We start from the raw sequence: 12,547 nt of genomic DNA, 5'->3' as shown, positions 1-12,547 counted from the left end.
AAAGCCGAGGCCGGCACCGGGAAGCCGCCGATGCGGGACGCCCTGGTGGCGGCGGCCTTCCAGCTGTTCCTGGAGCGGGGGTACGAGCAGACCACCGTCGACGACATCGTGGCGCTCGCCGGGGTCGGACGGCGCTCGTTCTTCCGCTACTTCCCCTCCAAGGAGGACGTGGTCTTCCCGGACCACGAGCGGTGCCTGGCCGACATGACGGCCTTCCTGGCGGACGGCTCCGACGACGACGAACCCGTGGGGCGGGTCTGCGACGCCGCCCGGCTCGTGCTGCGCATGTACGCCGAGAACCCGACGTTCTCCGTGCAGCGCTACCGCCTCACCAAGCAGGTGCCCGGGCTGCGCGCCTACGAGCTGTCGGTCGTGTGGCGCTACGAGCGGGCCCTCGCCGAGTACCTGCGCCGGCGTTTCACCGTCCGCCGGGACGGCACCCTGCAGGCGGACGTGATCGCGGCGGCGGTGGTCGCGGCGCACAACAACGCGCTGCGCTCCTGGCTGCGTTCGGACGGCCAGGGCGAGGCGAGCACGGCGGTCGACCACGCGCTGGCCTACGTCCGGTCGGCGTTCGGCGGTGTACCGGTGCCGCCGGCGGTGGAGCAGCCGGAGGACGTGGTGGTCGTCGTGTCGCGGCGCGGGGCCCCGTTGTGGCGGATCGTGCAGGAGATCGAGACGACGCTGGGACGGGACTGAGACCCCTCACATTGAGGGTACGGAGTGCCTTTACGAGTGGCACTGAGTGCCATACTCTGTGCTGCGTGCACGGTGGCACGGCGAACCGCGCACACGTGTGCGCGGGTGATCGCGTGCGCGGATTCCGGCCGAGTGCAGGGAGTTGACCAGCGTGTACCACTCAGGAAGCGTCGCTCAGCAGGCAGCCGGCTCCGCGACGGGTCTGCTCGACCCGAGGGGCCACGACGCGGAGGCCATCCTCTTCCAGCGCTGCACCTGGTGCGGCACCGCCATGTACCACCGGCTGCTGTGTCCGGTCTGCCGGGGCAGTGAGCTGCGCACGGAGCGCGCGCAGGGCACGGGCATCGTCCGCCACTCCACGGTGGTGCACCGCAACACCCCCGCGGCGCGCAACGTGTCGCAGATAGAGATGTCCGAGGGGTTCGTCGTGCGCGGGCGGGTGATGGGCCCGCCGATCGGCATCCACAGCGGGGACCGGGTGCGGCTGTCCACGGCCAAGGACCCGGTACGGGGCGAGCCGGTCTTCCAGCTGCTGGACGAGCCGTACCGGGCCTGGAGCTGACGCCGCCTCAGCCGGTGATCAGCTCGTCGGTGCGCACCGGCCGCCCCGTCTCGAAGCTCCGGTTGGCCGCCAGCCCGACCGCCAGGGCCAGCGCGCCGTCGCGTTCGGTGGCCGTCGGGTGGTCCACGGCGGCGGTGTCCTCAGAGCGCGTGGGGCCGACAGGGCCGAACAGCGCGTCGAGCATGCGCGGATCACCACCGCCGTGGGCCGCGTGGGTGACCGCGAGCGGCACGTCCACCGGAGGCCGCCACAGCGGGCGCAGCGTGAGGCGGACGCCGCCCGCGTGCTCGGCCGCCCTGTTCCCGTGCACCGTGCCGGCCGCCGGGGTGAGCCGGGTCGGCGGCGGCTGCCAGCGGCTCTCCTCCACCTCCAGCTCCAGCCGGCCCGCGCTGCCGTTGAACATCACCCGGTAGCCCTCCCACGGGGAGTAGGCGGTCAGGTGGTAAGTCATGGTCGCGCCGCGCGCGTAGCGCACGAGGAGGGACATGTCGTCCTCGATGGTGACCGGCCCGTCGAAGACATTGCGGTCGCGCAGGTAGCCGTCGTCGCGTTCGGCGTCGAGGTAGAGGGCGCGCAGGGTGTCGTCGGCGGCGAGGTCCAGGGCGAAGGGGTCGTCGGCGGCCCGGTCGGCGCCGTGGGCGCGGTCGTAGTCCCGGCGCAGTCCGTGCCGTTCCCCCGCTTCGCGGCCGTAGAAGCCGAGCCGCCCGTAGCCGAAGGCCTCCCGGGGCTCGTCGGCGAGCCACCAGTTCACCAGGTCGAAGTGGTGCGAGGACTTGTGCACCAGCAGGCCGCCGCTGCGGCGCTTCTCGCGGTGCCAGCGGCGGAAGTAGTCGGCGCCGTGCCGTACGTCGAGCAGCCACTCGAAGTGGACCGACAGCACCTCGCCGACCGCGCCGTCGGCGAGCAGGGCGTGCACCTTCTCGTGCACGGGGTTGAAGCGGTAGTTGAAGGCGACGGTCAGGGAGTTGCCGGTCTCGCGGACGGTGCCGAGGATGCGGGCGCAGCGCCCGGCGTCGACGGTCATCGGCTTCTCGGTGACGACGCGGCAGCCCGCCTTCAGGGCCGGGACGATGTAGCGGTCGTGCTCGGCGTCGACGGTGGTGACGACGACCTCGTCGATGCCCTCCTCGGCGAGCAGGTCCGTGAAGCGGTCGGGCTCCCACGTGGTGGCGGCCGGTGCGCCGGTCTCGGCCAGCAGCCGGTTGTGGAAGGCCATCCGGGTCGGGCTGGGGTCGCACAGCGCGGCCACGACATGGCCGGGGCGTTCGGCGAGGCCGCGGGTGAACAACTGGGCCCGGTGGCCGGTGCCGACGACGGCTGCGCGCAGGACGGGAGTTCGGCTCATGGCAGGTGCCCTTTCCCGTGAACGGGACCTCCACTCCCCCGCGCCGAAAGCCCTTGCTGGACGTCAGAGGGTGATGCGGATGCCCACGGTGCCGTCCACGCCGCGGCGCAGCCGGCTGCCGAACAGGGTCAGCCGCCCCGTCAGGCCGTACTTGCGGGCGATCAGCCGCCGGTAGCGGGCGGTGGTGGCCGGGTCGCAGATCACCGCCGTCGCGGGCACCTGGTCGCCGGTGGGGTTGCCGCGCGCGTCGCAGGGGCCGACCAGGACGTCGGCCCGGTTGCGGATCCGCTTCACCTTCCAGGAGCCGGCGGGCGTCCAGACGCCGAGCGCGTCCCCGTCGCGTACCACCCAGACCGGGGTGGCGACCGGCGTACCGTTCCCGCGGTAGCTGGTGAGCAGCAGGTACTTGCCCGCGCCCGGTTCAGTCGGCGTCCTGTCGTCCATGGCGGGCAGTCTACGAGCGCGTCCCCGGCTTCACCGCAGCGCCGCCGCCATCCTCCGCACGGCCTCCGTGAGCACCTCGTTCGAGGTCGCCAGGTTGAGGCGGACATGGCCGGTGCCGCCGGTGCCGAAGTCGAGGCCGGAGCTGAGGGCGACGCGGCCGCGGCGCAGGAAGACGTCGGCCGGGTCGTCGCCGAGCCCGAGGGCGCGGCAGTCGAGCCAGGCCAGGTAGGTGGCGTCGCCCGGCCGGTAGCGGATCGCGGGCAGGTGCTCGGCCAGCAGGTCCGCGAGCAGCCGCCGGTTGCCGTCGAGGCCGGCCAGCAGGGCGTCCAGCCAGGTGACACCGTCGCGCAGGGCGGCGGTGTGGGCGATGACGGCGACGTGGCTCGGGCCGTGCCCCACCTCCTCGGGCATCCGGTCCAGGTCGGCGGCGGCCCCGGGCCCGGCGACCGCGAGGGCGGCCTTGAGCCCGGGCAGGTTCCAGCCCTTCGAGGCCGACATCAGCGACAGGCCGCGCTCGGCGCCCGGCACGCTCAGATACGGCACGAAACCGGCGCCGCCGACCACGAGCGGGGCATGGATCTCGTCGGCGACGACGCGCACGCCATACCGCTCGGCGAGCCCGGCGACGGCGGACAGCTCCTCGGCCGTGTGCACCGTGCCGGTCGGGTTGTGGGGGCTGCACAGCAGGTGGGCGGCCCGCCGCCCGTCCGCCACGGCCTGCCGGAAGGTCTCCTCCAGGACATCGAGGTCGAGGCGCCCGTCCGCCCCGAGCGGGGCCTCGGCCACCCGTCGGTCCATGTGCTCCACGAACATGTAGAACGGCGGGTAGACGGGCGGGTTCACGACCACCGTGTCGCCGGGGCCGGTGACCAGTTTGAGCATCTCGACGACGCCCAGCATGACGTCGGGCACGATCGCGGTGCGCTCCACGGCGAGCCCGTCCCAGCCCCACCGCTTCCCGGCGAAGGCGGCCAGTGCCTCCGCGTAGGCGGTGCCGGCCGGGTAGCCGGTGTCACCGAGGTGGAGCGCGTCGGTGACGGCGCGCACGACGGGCTCGGCGAGCGGTACGTCCATCTCGGCCACCCACAGCGGCAGCACGTCCTCGGGGTAGGTGCGCCACTTCATGCTGGTGCGCTGCCGGAGGCGGTCGAGCGTGAGGGCGTGCAGGGGATTCGGTTCACCGGACGTCTCGTGCGGGATCCTGGTCATGGGCACACGATAGGGGGCTGTGCGGTGAGCGGGAATCTTGCGGACGGGGAGCGGGGCGGGGCGGCGGGCGCGTTCCTGGAGATCGCCTGTGACGAGTCGGGGTCGGACGGTGAGAATCTCACCGGCGGGAACACGGACGTGTTCGCGCACGCCGGCGTCTCGCTGTCCACGGCGTCGGCCGCGGCGGCGGTACGGGAGATCCGGGACCGGATCCGGTCACCGGCCGAGGAGTACAAGGCGAACCACCTGTTGCGGGAGAAGCACCGCGCGGTGCTGGAGTGGCTGCTCGCGCCGGAGGGACCGATCCACGGTCAGGCGCGGGTGCACCTCATGGAGAAGACGTTCTTCGTGGTGGACCGGACCGTCGGCCTGCTGCTCGACGACCCGGCCGAGGCGGCCGTCCTGTTCCGCGCGGGGCGCCCTGCCTTCGGGGAGGACGGCTGGCGGGCGTTCCTGGAGGCGGCCAACCGACTGCTGCGGGTGCGCCACGACGGGGACCCGGTGGAGGCCTTCTACGGCACGGTCGACGCCCTGCGCCGGGCGCGTCCGAGGACCGACGCGGCGGGGATCCTGGAGCGGCTGGCCGCGACCCGGGCCCGCGCGGTGTCCTACCGCCACGGGTTCCTGGCCGGGCCGCCCCTGATCCCCCTGCTCAACCCGCTGCTCCCGGCGATCGTGCGGACGGCGGCGCTCTGGAACGGGGACGGACGGCCGGTCCACCTCGTGCACGACCGGCAGAACATGCTGACGCCGGACCGCATCGCGTGGATCGAGGGGACGGCCCGGCGGGCCGGGATCGGCCTGGCCGGGCTGCGGCTCGTCGTCGCGCGTGACGACGAGCGGGTGCAGGTGGCGGACTTCCTCGCCGGGATCGCCCGCAGAATCGCCTCCGACGAGCTGAACGGCCGCGGGGACCCGGCGCTCACCGCCCTGCTGCGGCCCTACGTCGATCCGGACTCGGTGTGGGGCGACGCGCGCAGCGGGGCCCTGCTCTCGGCCCTGGTCGCCGGGTGACGCGCAAGAGATCACCGGTGCGCTGAACGCGGCACGGCTGCGTCCCGTATGGATGAAGGGCACTCAACTCAAGGAGGGCCCCGCGGTGTTCACCGTGATGTTCGGGTTCGGGAGCCATGCATGAGGCACGCACGACGACGGGTCGTCCGGCGAGTGACACGGCTGGCGGCCGTCGGCGGACTCCTCCTCGGAGGAACGATGGTCACCAACGCCGTGGCGAGCGAGCCTGCTGCTCCGTCCATCGGCGTGCCGTTCACCGCGCCGCCGGCGACCGGTGAGGGCACCGACCTCGTGTCCCGGCTCGGGAACTCCCGCACGGCGGGCAGTTGGGTCGACCCGGCCGGGCGGCCGGTTGTCGCGGTCACCGACGAGAAGGCGGCCGCCGAGGTGAAGCGCGCCGGCGCGCGGGCCAAGATGGTCAGCCACAGCATGAGCGACCTCAAGTCCGCTGCGGCGACGTTGCGTTCGGCACCCCGGGTCTCCGGAACCTCGTGGGCCCTGGACTACAAGAGCAACCGGGTGGTGGTACGGGGTGACAGCACCGTCTCCGCCTCCGACTGGTCCCGGATGACCGAGGTCGCCCAGGGCATCGGCTCCTTCGTGCGCATGGAGCGCACCGAGGGCACCTTCACGACACGGGTCAACGGCGCGCAGCCCATCCTGTCGACCGCCGGGCGCTGTTCGGCGGGGTTCAACGTGACCGACGGGAAGAGCGACTTCATCCTCACGGCCGGGCACTGCGGGCCGGACGGTTCCGTCTGGTTCACCGACGACCGGGGCCGGGAGCAGGTCGGCACCTCGCTCAGGGGCAGCTTTCCCGGCGACGACTACTCCCTGGTGAAGTACGACGGCGGCCGTGCGGGCAAGGGCGCGGACGTCGTGGCGGTCGGTGACGGCAAGGGCGTGCGGATCACGGGCGTCGCCGATGCGGAGGTCGGGCAGAAGATCTTCCGCAGCGGCAGCACCAGCGGTCTGCGCGAGGGAGAGGTGACCGCGCTCAACGCGACGGTCAACTACCCCGAGGGCACGGTCAGCGGCCTCATCGAGACGAACGTGTGCGCCGAACCGGGCGACAGCGGGGGCCCGATGTTCGCCGACGGTGTCGCGCTCGGCCTGACGTCGGGCGGCAGCGGGGACTGCAAGGCGGGTGGCACGACGTTCTTCCAGCCGGTGACGAAGGCGCTGACCGAGCTGGGGGTCAAGCTGATCGTGGCCAAGTCGGCCGGGGGCACGGGCGCCGCACCCGCGCCGTCGGCCTCGCAGGACCCCGCCTCGCCGGGCTCGTCGGCGCCGATCACGGGCACGGACGTGTCGACGCTGCTGAGCCGCCTCACCGACCCGCGCAATGTCGGCCCCGGCATGCTCGTCATCGCGGGCAGCCTCGTCGCCCTGGTCGCGACCCGGTGGATCCGCGCGGAGCAGGACCGCAAGGCGTATCGGCAGTACTACTCGGCCACTTGGAGCTGACGCTGTTCGGCGGCCGGCCGTCCCGGGTGTTCCCGTCAGCCCAGGGTGAGCAGCACGGTCGCGATCCCGGCCCCCAGCAGCCCCAGCGCCTGACGGCGGCTGATCCGCTCGTGCAGCAGGACGAGGCCCAGCACCACGGGGAGGGCCGGATAGAGGGAGGCCAGGACCACGGCCACGGCCAGCAACTGCCGCTGGGCGGCGAGCAGATACAGCACGAGGCCGAGGGCCGCGCCTGCCCCTATGAGCACGGCCTGGGCGCAGCGCACCGGCGGCAGCCTCAGCCGGCGGGCGTGACGTGCGGCGTCCGGCAGGAGGACGAGGACCGCGGCGACCCGGCCCGCGGCGACGGGCCACAGCCCGCTCCCGGGCCCGGCCTGGCCGAGGGCGAGGTACTGCACGGCGACGCCCAGGCTGGCGATCAGTCCGTCCGCCGTTCCCTTCCCGGCACCGCCCCTGCCCCCGGCGACGAACCACAGGGCGGGGACCGTGACGGCGATGCCCAGCCAGGCGACGGCGCCCGGACGGTCGCCGAGGACGAGGACCCCGCACAGCACCGACAGCGCGACACCGGTGACGGCGCTCACCGGCACCACGACACTCATGTCCCCTCTGCTCAGCCCGCGGTTGAGGAACCACATGGCCGTGCCGCTGCCGACGCCGGACAGCGCGCCCCAGAGCAGGTCGGCGCGATGGACGGCGTCGGCGGGCAGGAGGAGGGCTGCGGCGCAGGCGAGCAGCAGCCCGCCGAGCTGGCCGAGGAAGGTGACAGCGGTGTGATGCGCGCGCCGGGACAGCAGACCGCCGGCGAAGTCGACGATGCCGTAGACGACGGCCGAGGAAAGTGCGAGAAGGGCACCCATTGGATCAGGGGTGCCCCTCGACGAGGGTCCGATGCGTCAGCGGGCCGGGACGAAGGTCAGGCCGCGGGCTCCGGCTGCGGGGCCGCGGCGGCCCACTCCAGGACGAGCCGCTGGTACTCCTCGCGCTGCTCGACGCTCAGTGTCCCGCCCGACCGGCGCCACAGCGCGCGGATCTCCTCGTTGACCTCGTCAGCCGATCGCTCGGATGAGGTTTCAACAGTGGTGGACATGCTGTGAAGCATACGGCGCTGTAGGTGAAGGCGATGTGAGTAATCACGAGCTAAAGGGGCATTCCGGACAGTGTTGCTGATCACGTCCATCTCCCGGTAAACGTGAGGCTGTTCACACTTCGGCCGATCCCAGGACCAGCACCTTGATGGCCAACACGGCCGCGCCGCGTGCCCAGTCGTGAAAATCGGACACCTTCGTCTCCAGGCCGACCGGGGCGGCCAGGGGATGCCGGTGCTCGCGGACGGTCTCCTCCACCGTCTCGCCGGCCACGTCCATCAGTCCGACCCCCTCCCCGGCGAGCAGGATCTTCTGGGGCATCACGAAGTTGGAGATCTGGGCGAGGAGCGTGCCGAGCGCGCGTGCCGCCTCGTCGACGACCCGGGCCGCCATGGGGTCCCCGGCGGCGGCACGCGCGAGGATCTCCTCGTACGTGCGGTCGCGGCCGGTGGCGGCCCGGATCTGGTAGCGGATGCTGGGGATGGTCAGCAGCGAGACGGCGCTGCCACGCCTGCCGTCCGGGGTGAGCGGCCCGTTGGTATCGACGATCCAGTGCCTTCCGAAGCCGCGGTCCTCCTCAGCGAAAGGCACCCGCTTGCCCCCCAGGACGAGCCCGTAGCCGAGGCCGGCGCCGATGGTGAGGACGACGAAGCGGTCCAGGCCGCGTCCGGCGCCGAACCAGGTCTCGGCCTCGACCAGGGCGGCGACATCGTTCTCGACGACCACCGGCAGCCCGGTGCGCTCCTCGACCAGGTCGGCCAGGGGGACGCCCCGCCACAGCAGGAAGGGTGACTCGCCGACCACCGCACGGTCCTGGACGAAGCCGCCGACCCCGATGCCGATCCCGGTGAGCCGGGGGTGGCCGCCTGCCAGTTCGGCGGTCATCCCGGCCAGCACGTCGGCGACTTCGGCAGGGTCATGGGTGGTGAGCGGGCGGTCGTGGCGGGCGACGATGTGGCTGCGCAGGGTGGTGACGACGCCGTAGACCGCGTCCTCGGTGATCTTGAAGCCGAGGAAGAACCCCGAGTCGGCGACCACGTCCAGCGGCTGGGAGGGGCGGCCCTGGCGCGTCTCCGCGGGCGCGCCCGCCTCGGGCACCTCGACCAGCAGGCCCGACTCGATCAGCGGCTTGGTCAGCCGGGTGAGGCTGCCGGCCGACAGACCCAGCCTGCGGGCGAGTTCCGTGCGCGACAGCGGGCCGTGGACGAGGACTTCGATCGCCACGGACCGCTCCCCCGGGCTCAGCGGCAGCCAGCCGGCGGTGCCTTCGGTCATGAAGATGCGACTCCCCTCACCCATTTTTTTCACACTGAAATCAACATGACCACTCTAGGTCGATGTCGGTTCCTGCGAAAAGATGTTTGCAGGCCTCTTGACGCAGCAATTGTTTCGCGCCAAAAGTAAGTCCCGCCAGAGGACGAGCCGCCGCAGCGAGGGAGTCTCCCGATGACCATCGCCTCCAGCAGTCCTCCCTCACGTCTGCCCACGGGCGGCGCGGCGGAGGCCCGCAGCAGGACCGGGACGCGACAAGGGGTGTCCGGCGAGGACCGGGGGGACGGTCGGCTGGCCGCGCTCTTCATCGCGCCGGCACTGCTCGGTTTCCTGGTCTTCCTGCTCTGGCCGACCCTGCGGGGCATCTATCTGAGCTTCACCCGCTTCAACCTGCTGACGCCGGCGGAGTGGGTGGGCCTGGACAACTACGTCCGCATGGTCAACGACCCCATCTTCTGGGACTCCCTGTGGGTCACCGTCGAGTACGTCGTCATCAACATCGGCGTCCAGACGGTCGCGGCGCTCGCCATCGCCGTCATGCTCCAGCGGCTGACCCAGTCGGCGATGCTGCGCGGGATCGTGCTGACACCGTATTTGATGTCGAACGTCGTGGCCGGTCTCGTCTGGCTCTGGATCCTCGACACCCAGCTCGGCATCGGCAACGAGATCATCAGCGGCCTCGGCGTGGACCGCATCCCGTTCCTCGCCGACGAGACCTGGGCGATCCCGACGATCGCACTCATCAACGTGTGGCGGCATGTGGGCTACACCGCCCTGCTCCTGTTCGCCGGTCTGCAGGCCATCCCCAACGACATGTACGAGGCGGCCCGGGTGGACGGCGCGAGCGAGTGGCGGATGTTCTGGCGGATCACCATGCCGCTGCTGCGTCCGGTGCTCGCGGTCGTGCTGATCATGACCGTGATCGGGTCGTTCCAGGTGTTCGACACCGTGGCCGTGACCACCGCGGGCGGTCCGGCCAACGCGACCAACGTCCTGCAGTACTACATCTACGGCTCGGCCTTCGGCCGCTTCCAGTTCGGCTACGCCTCGGCCATGTCCGTCGCCCTCCTGGTCGTGCTGAGCGCGATCACCATCCTCCAGTACCGGCTCACCCGGGCCGGCCGGACCGACCTCGGCTGACGGAAGGGAGACACCGCCATGGCTGCCGTGACGACCACCACGACCCTACGACCGGTGCGGCGCAGGTTCCCCTTCGGGCGGGCCGCCGCCTGGACCGTGATGGGACTGATCCTCCTCATCACCCTGCTGCCGTTCTACTGGATCCTGCGCACCGCGCTCTCCACCAACGCGGGCCTGAGCGCCGACCCCACCAACCCCCTGCCGGTGGACCTCACCACCAGCGGCTTCGAACGAGCTCTGGGCCTTCAGTCGTCCGAGGAGGCGATCGCGCAGGGCGGCGCGGGCGGCGGGCTGGACTTCTGGCGTTATCTGCTCAACTCGTTGCTCGTCTCGACCCTGATCACCGGCTGTCAGATCTTCTTCTCCGCGATGGCCGCGTACGCCTTCTCCCGGCTGCGCTGGCGGGGCCGGGACAAGGTGTTCGGGCTGTTCCTGGCCGGGATGATGGTGCCGACCATCTTCACGCTGCTGCCGAACTTCGTGCTCATCAAGCAGCTGCACCTGGTGGACACCCTCCTCGGCATCGCGCTGCCCAGCCTGTTCATGACCCCGTTCGCGGTGTTCTTCCTGCGGCAGTTCTTCATGAACATCCCCAAGGAGGTCGAGGAGGCCGCGCTGCTCGACGGCGCCGGGAAGATCAAGATCTTCTTCCGGGTGGTCCTGCCGATGGCGTCCACGCCGATCATCACGCTGGCCGTGCTGACGTACATCACCTCCTGGAACGACTACTTCTGGCCGCTGATGGTCTCCTACAGCGACAGCTCACGCGTGCTGACCGTGGCGCTGGCGGTCTTCCGGGCGCAGACCCCGGCGACCGGCGTCGACTGGTCCGGGCTCATGGCAGCGACGCTGATCGCCGCGCTGCCGATGCTGGTGCTGTTCGCCTGCTTCGCCCGCCGCATCGTCAGCTCCATCGGCTTCACCGGGATCAAGTAAGGGGACTGTGATGCGAATTCGATTTCGTCCGCTCGTCGCGGCGACCGGAGCGCTGGCGCTGTCCCTGGTCAGCGGATGCGCCTCAGGAGGCGCCGCCGGTTCCTCCGCGAACACCGTCACGTACTGGCTGTGGGACGCCAACCAGCTCCCCGCCTACCAGGCCTGCGCGAAAGGGTTCGAGAAGGAGAACCCCGGACTGAAGGTGAAGATCACGCAGCTGGGCTGGTCCGACTACTGGACCAAGCTCACCGCGGGGTTCATCGCGGGCACCCAGCCGGACGTGTTCACCGACCACATCCAGAACTTCGGCCAGTTCGCCGACCTCAAGGTCCTCGAACCGCTCGACGACCTCGGCATCGAGAACTCCGACTACCAGCCGGGCCTCGCTGCCAACTGGATCGGAAAGGACGGCCACCGCTACGGCGCTCCGAAGGACTGGGACACGGTCGCGCTGTTCTACAACTCGAAGATGACGGAGGACGCCGGCCTCACCGCCGAGCAGCTGAACGGCCTCTCCTGGAACCCGGAGGACGGCGGCACCTTCGAGAAGACCATCGCCCACCTTACGATCGACAGGAACGGCAAGCGGGGCGACGAACCGGGCTTCGACAAGAACAACGTCAAGGTCTACGGGATGGCCAGCAACGGCGGCGGCTTCGGCGACGGCCAGACCCAGTGGAGCAACTTCGCCGCCTCCGCCGGCTGGAGCTACCTCGACAAGCCGCGCTGGGGCACGAAGTACCAGTACGACAGCAAGACCTTCCAGTCGGTCATCCAGTGGTACTTCGGCCTGGCGAAGAAGGGCTACATGCCGCCGCTGTCCGACTACAACGTCCAGTCCAACCAAGCGAACACCCAGGTCGCGGCGGGCAAGGCGGCCACCGCGTTCGACGGGGCCTGGATGATCTCCACGTACGCCGGTTTCAAGGGCAAGGACATCAAGACCGCCCTGACGCCGGCCGGCCCGACCGGCAAGCGCGCCACGATGATGAACGGTCTCGCCGACTCCATCACCAAGGCCGCCAAGAACAAGGCGGGCGCCCGCAAGTGGGTGGCCTACCTGGCCTCGGACCGGTGCCAGACCGTCGTCGGCAGGTCCGGGGTGGTCTTCCCCGCCACTCCGGCCGGGACCGAGGCGGCCGTCGCCGCCTACCGGAAGAAGGGCATCGACGTCTCGGCGTTCACCGAACCCCTGGCCGACAAGAAGCGCTTCCGGACCTTCTCCTATCCGATCGCCAGCTACTCGGCGGACATGACGGCCCTCATGTCCCCTGCCATGGAGGACATCTACGGCAACGGAAAGCCCGTGAGCAGCCTCGATCAGACCAACGACCAGATCAACCTCATCCTCTCCCAGTGAAGGGCACGCGC

At 71.0% G+C, this 12,547-nt stretch carries 13 protein-coding genes; 7 read left to right on the top strand and 6 right to left on the bottom strand.

The window, feature by feature from the left end; all coding sequences use genetic code 11:
- Positions 1-30 precede the first annotated feature (30 nt).
- Positions 31-699: a TetR family transcriptional regulator gene (locus CEB94_RS37835; protein WP_175437338.1), complete on the top strand. Its 669-nt coding sequence runs from the start codon at positions 31-33 to the stop codon at positions 697-699.
- 151 nt (positions 700-850) lie between these two features.
- Positions 851-1,261, top strand: coding sequence for a Zn-ribbon domain-containing OB-fold protein (locus tag CEB94_RS37830; protein WP_175436445.1), 411 nt, complete (start codon positions 851-853; stop codon positions 1,259-1,261).
- 7 nt (positions 1,262-1,268) lie between these two features.
- Here CEB94_RS37830 and CEB94_RS37825 read toward each other — a convergent pair whose 3' ends face one another.
- The 3 genes from CEB94_RS37825 to CEB94_RS37815 form a co-directional block, all read right to left on the bottom strand.
- Entirely contained in the window at positions 1,269-2,606 is a 1,338-nt protein-coding gene (locus CEB94_RS37825) for a Gfo/Idh/MocA family protein (RefSeq protein ID WP_175436444.1), read from the bottom strand.
- A gap of 63 nt (positions 2,607-2,669) precedes the next feature.
- The gene (locus CEB94_RS37820; protein ID WP_175436443.1) at positions 2,670-3,050 is read right to left on the bottom strand and encodes a PPOX class F420-dependent oxidoreductase; all 381 of its coding nucleotides are present in this window, start codon (positions 3,048-3,050) and stop codon (positions 2,670-2,672) included.
- 30 nt (positions 3,051-3,080) lie between these two features.
- Positions 3,081-4,259 (bottom strand): MalY/PatB family protein, encoded by a 1,179-nt coding sequence (locus CEB94_RS37815; RefSeq protein WP_175436442.1) that lies wholly within the window; start codon positions 4,257-4,259, stop codon positions 3,081-3,083.
- Between the two features lie 24 nt (positions 4,260-4,283).
- Between CEB94_RS37815 and CEB94_RS37810 the strand changes: the two genes are divergently transcribed.
- Positions 4,284-5,273, top strand: coding sequence for a hypothetical protein (locus CEB94_RS37810; protein ID WP_175436441.1), 990 nt, complete (start codon positions 4,284-4,286; stop codon positions 5,271-5,273).
- A gap of 120 nt (positions 5,274-5,393) precedes the next feature.
- Complete coding sequence (locus CEB94_RS37805; protein WP_175436440.1) at positions 5,394-6,740, top strand: S1 family peptidase; 1,347 nt, start codon at positions 5,394-5,396, stop codon at positions 6,738-6,740.
- Positions 6,741-6,775: 35 nt separating this feature from the next.
- On the opposite strand, the gene CEB94_RS37800 is transcribed toward CEB94_RS37805, so the two are convergent.
- The 3 genes from CEB94_RS37800 to CEB94_RS37790 form a co-directional block, all read right to left on the bottom strand.
- The gene (locus tag CEB94_RS37800; protein ID WP_175436439.1) at positions 6,776-7,600 is read right to left on the bottom strand and encodes an EamA family transporter; all 825 of its coding nucleotides are present in this window, start codon (positions 7,598-7,600) and stop codon (positions 6,776-6,778) included.
- Between the two features lie 56 nt (positions 7,601-7,656).
- On the bottom strand, positions 7,657-7,842 hold the full coding sequence (locus CEB94_RS37795) for a hypothetical protein (RefSeq protein WP_175436438.1): 186 nt from the start codon (positions 7,840-7,842) through the stop codon (positions 7,657-7,659).
- Between the two features lie 100 nt (positions 7,843-7,942).
- Positions 7,943-9,103, bottom strand: a complete 1,161-nt coding sequence (locus tag CEB94_RS37790) for an ROK family transcriptional regulator (RefSeq protein ID WP_175436437.1) — start codon at positions 9,101-9,103, stop codon at positions 7,943-7,945.
- A gap of 171 nt (positions 9,104-9,274) precedes the next feature.
- Between CEB94_RS37790 and CEB94_RS37785 the strand changes: the two genes are divergently transcribed.
- From CEB94_RS37785 to CEB94_RS37775, 3 genes are read left to right on the top strand one after another with little or no spacing between them, the layout of a single operon-like run.
- Positions 9,275-10,240, top strand: coding sequence for a carbohydrate ABC transporter permease (locus CEB94_RS37785; RefSeq protein WP_175436436.1), 966 nt, complete (start codon positions 9,275-9,277; stop codon positions 10,238-10,240).
- An 18-nt stretch (positions 10,241-10,258) separates the two neighbouring features.
- Positions 10,259-11,176 (top strand): carbohydrate ABC transporter permease, encoded by a 918-nt coding sequence (locus tag CEB94_RS37780; RefSeq protein WP_175436435.1) that lies wholly within the window; start codon positions 10,259-10,261, stop codon positions 11,174-11,176.
- A gap of 10 nt (positions 11,177-11,186) precedes the next feature.
- Complete coding sequence (locus tag CEB94_RS37775) at positions 11,187-12,536, top strand: ABC transporter substrate-binding protein (protein ID WP_175436434.1); 1,350 nt, start codon at positions 11,187-11,189, stop codon at positions 12,534-12,536.
- Positions 12,537-12,547 lie beyond the last annotated feature (11 nt).

The sequence above is a fragment of the Streptomyces hawaiiensis genome, from assembly GCF_004803895.1.
Lineage (GTDB): Bacteria > Actinomycetota > Actinomycetes > Streptomycetales > Streptomycetaceae > Streptomyces > Streptomyces hawaiiensis.
The sequence above is the reverse complement of the archived record's forward strand: the minus strand, read 5'-3'. Positions and strand labels throughout refer to the sequence as shown.

Coding starts and splice junctions, on each gene's coding strand:
- CEB94_RS37835 (WP_175437338.1), top strand. CDS start 31: ATGCGGGACGCCCTGGTGGCGGCGGCCTTCCAGCTGTTCCTGGAGCGG.
- CEB94_RS37825 (WP_175436444.1), bottom strand. CDS start 2,606: ATGAGCCGAACTCCCGTCCTGCGCGCAGCCGTCGTCGGCACCGGCCAC.
- CEB94_RS37820 (WP_175436443.1), bottom strand. CDS start 3,050: ATGGACGACAGGACGCCGACTGAACCGGGCGCGGGCAAGTACCTGCTG.
- CEB94_RS37815 (WP_175436442.1), bottom strand. CDS start 4,259: ATGACCAGGATCCCGCACGAGACGTCCGGTGAACCGAATCCCCTGCAC.
- CEB94_RS37805 (WP_175436440.1), top strand. CDS start 5,394: ATGAGGCACGCACGACGACGGGTCGTCCGGCGAGTGACACGGCTGGCG.
- CEB94_RS37800 (WP_175436439.1), bottom strand. CDS start 7,600: ATGGGTGCCCTTCTCGCACTTTCCTCGGCCGTCGTCTACGGCATCGTC.
- CEB94_RS37795 (WP_175436438.1), bottom strand. CDS start 7,842: ATGCTTCACAGCATGTCCACCACTGTTGAAACCTCATCCGAGCGATCG.
- CEB94_RS37790 (WP_175436437.1), bottom strand. CDS start 9,103: ATGACCGAAGGCACCGCCGGCTGGCTGCCGCTGAGCCCGGGGGAGCGG.
- CEB94_RS37785 (WP_175436436.1), top strand. CDS start 9,275: ATGACCATCGCCTCCAGCAGTCCTCCCTCACGTCTGCCCACGGGCGGC.
- CEB94_RS37780 (WP_175436435.1), top strand. CDS start 10,259: ATGGCTGCCGTGACGACCACCACGACCCTACGACCGGTGCGGCGCAGG.
- CEB94_RS37775 (WP_175436434.1), top strand. CDS start 11,187: ATGCGAATTCGATTTCGTCCGCTCGTCGCGGCGACCGGAGCGCTGGCG.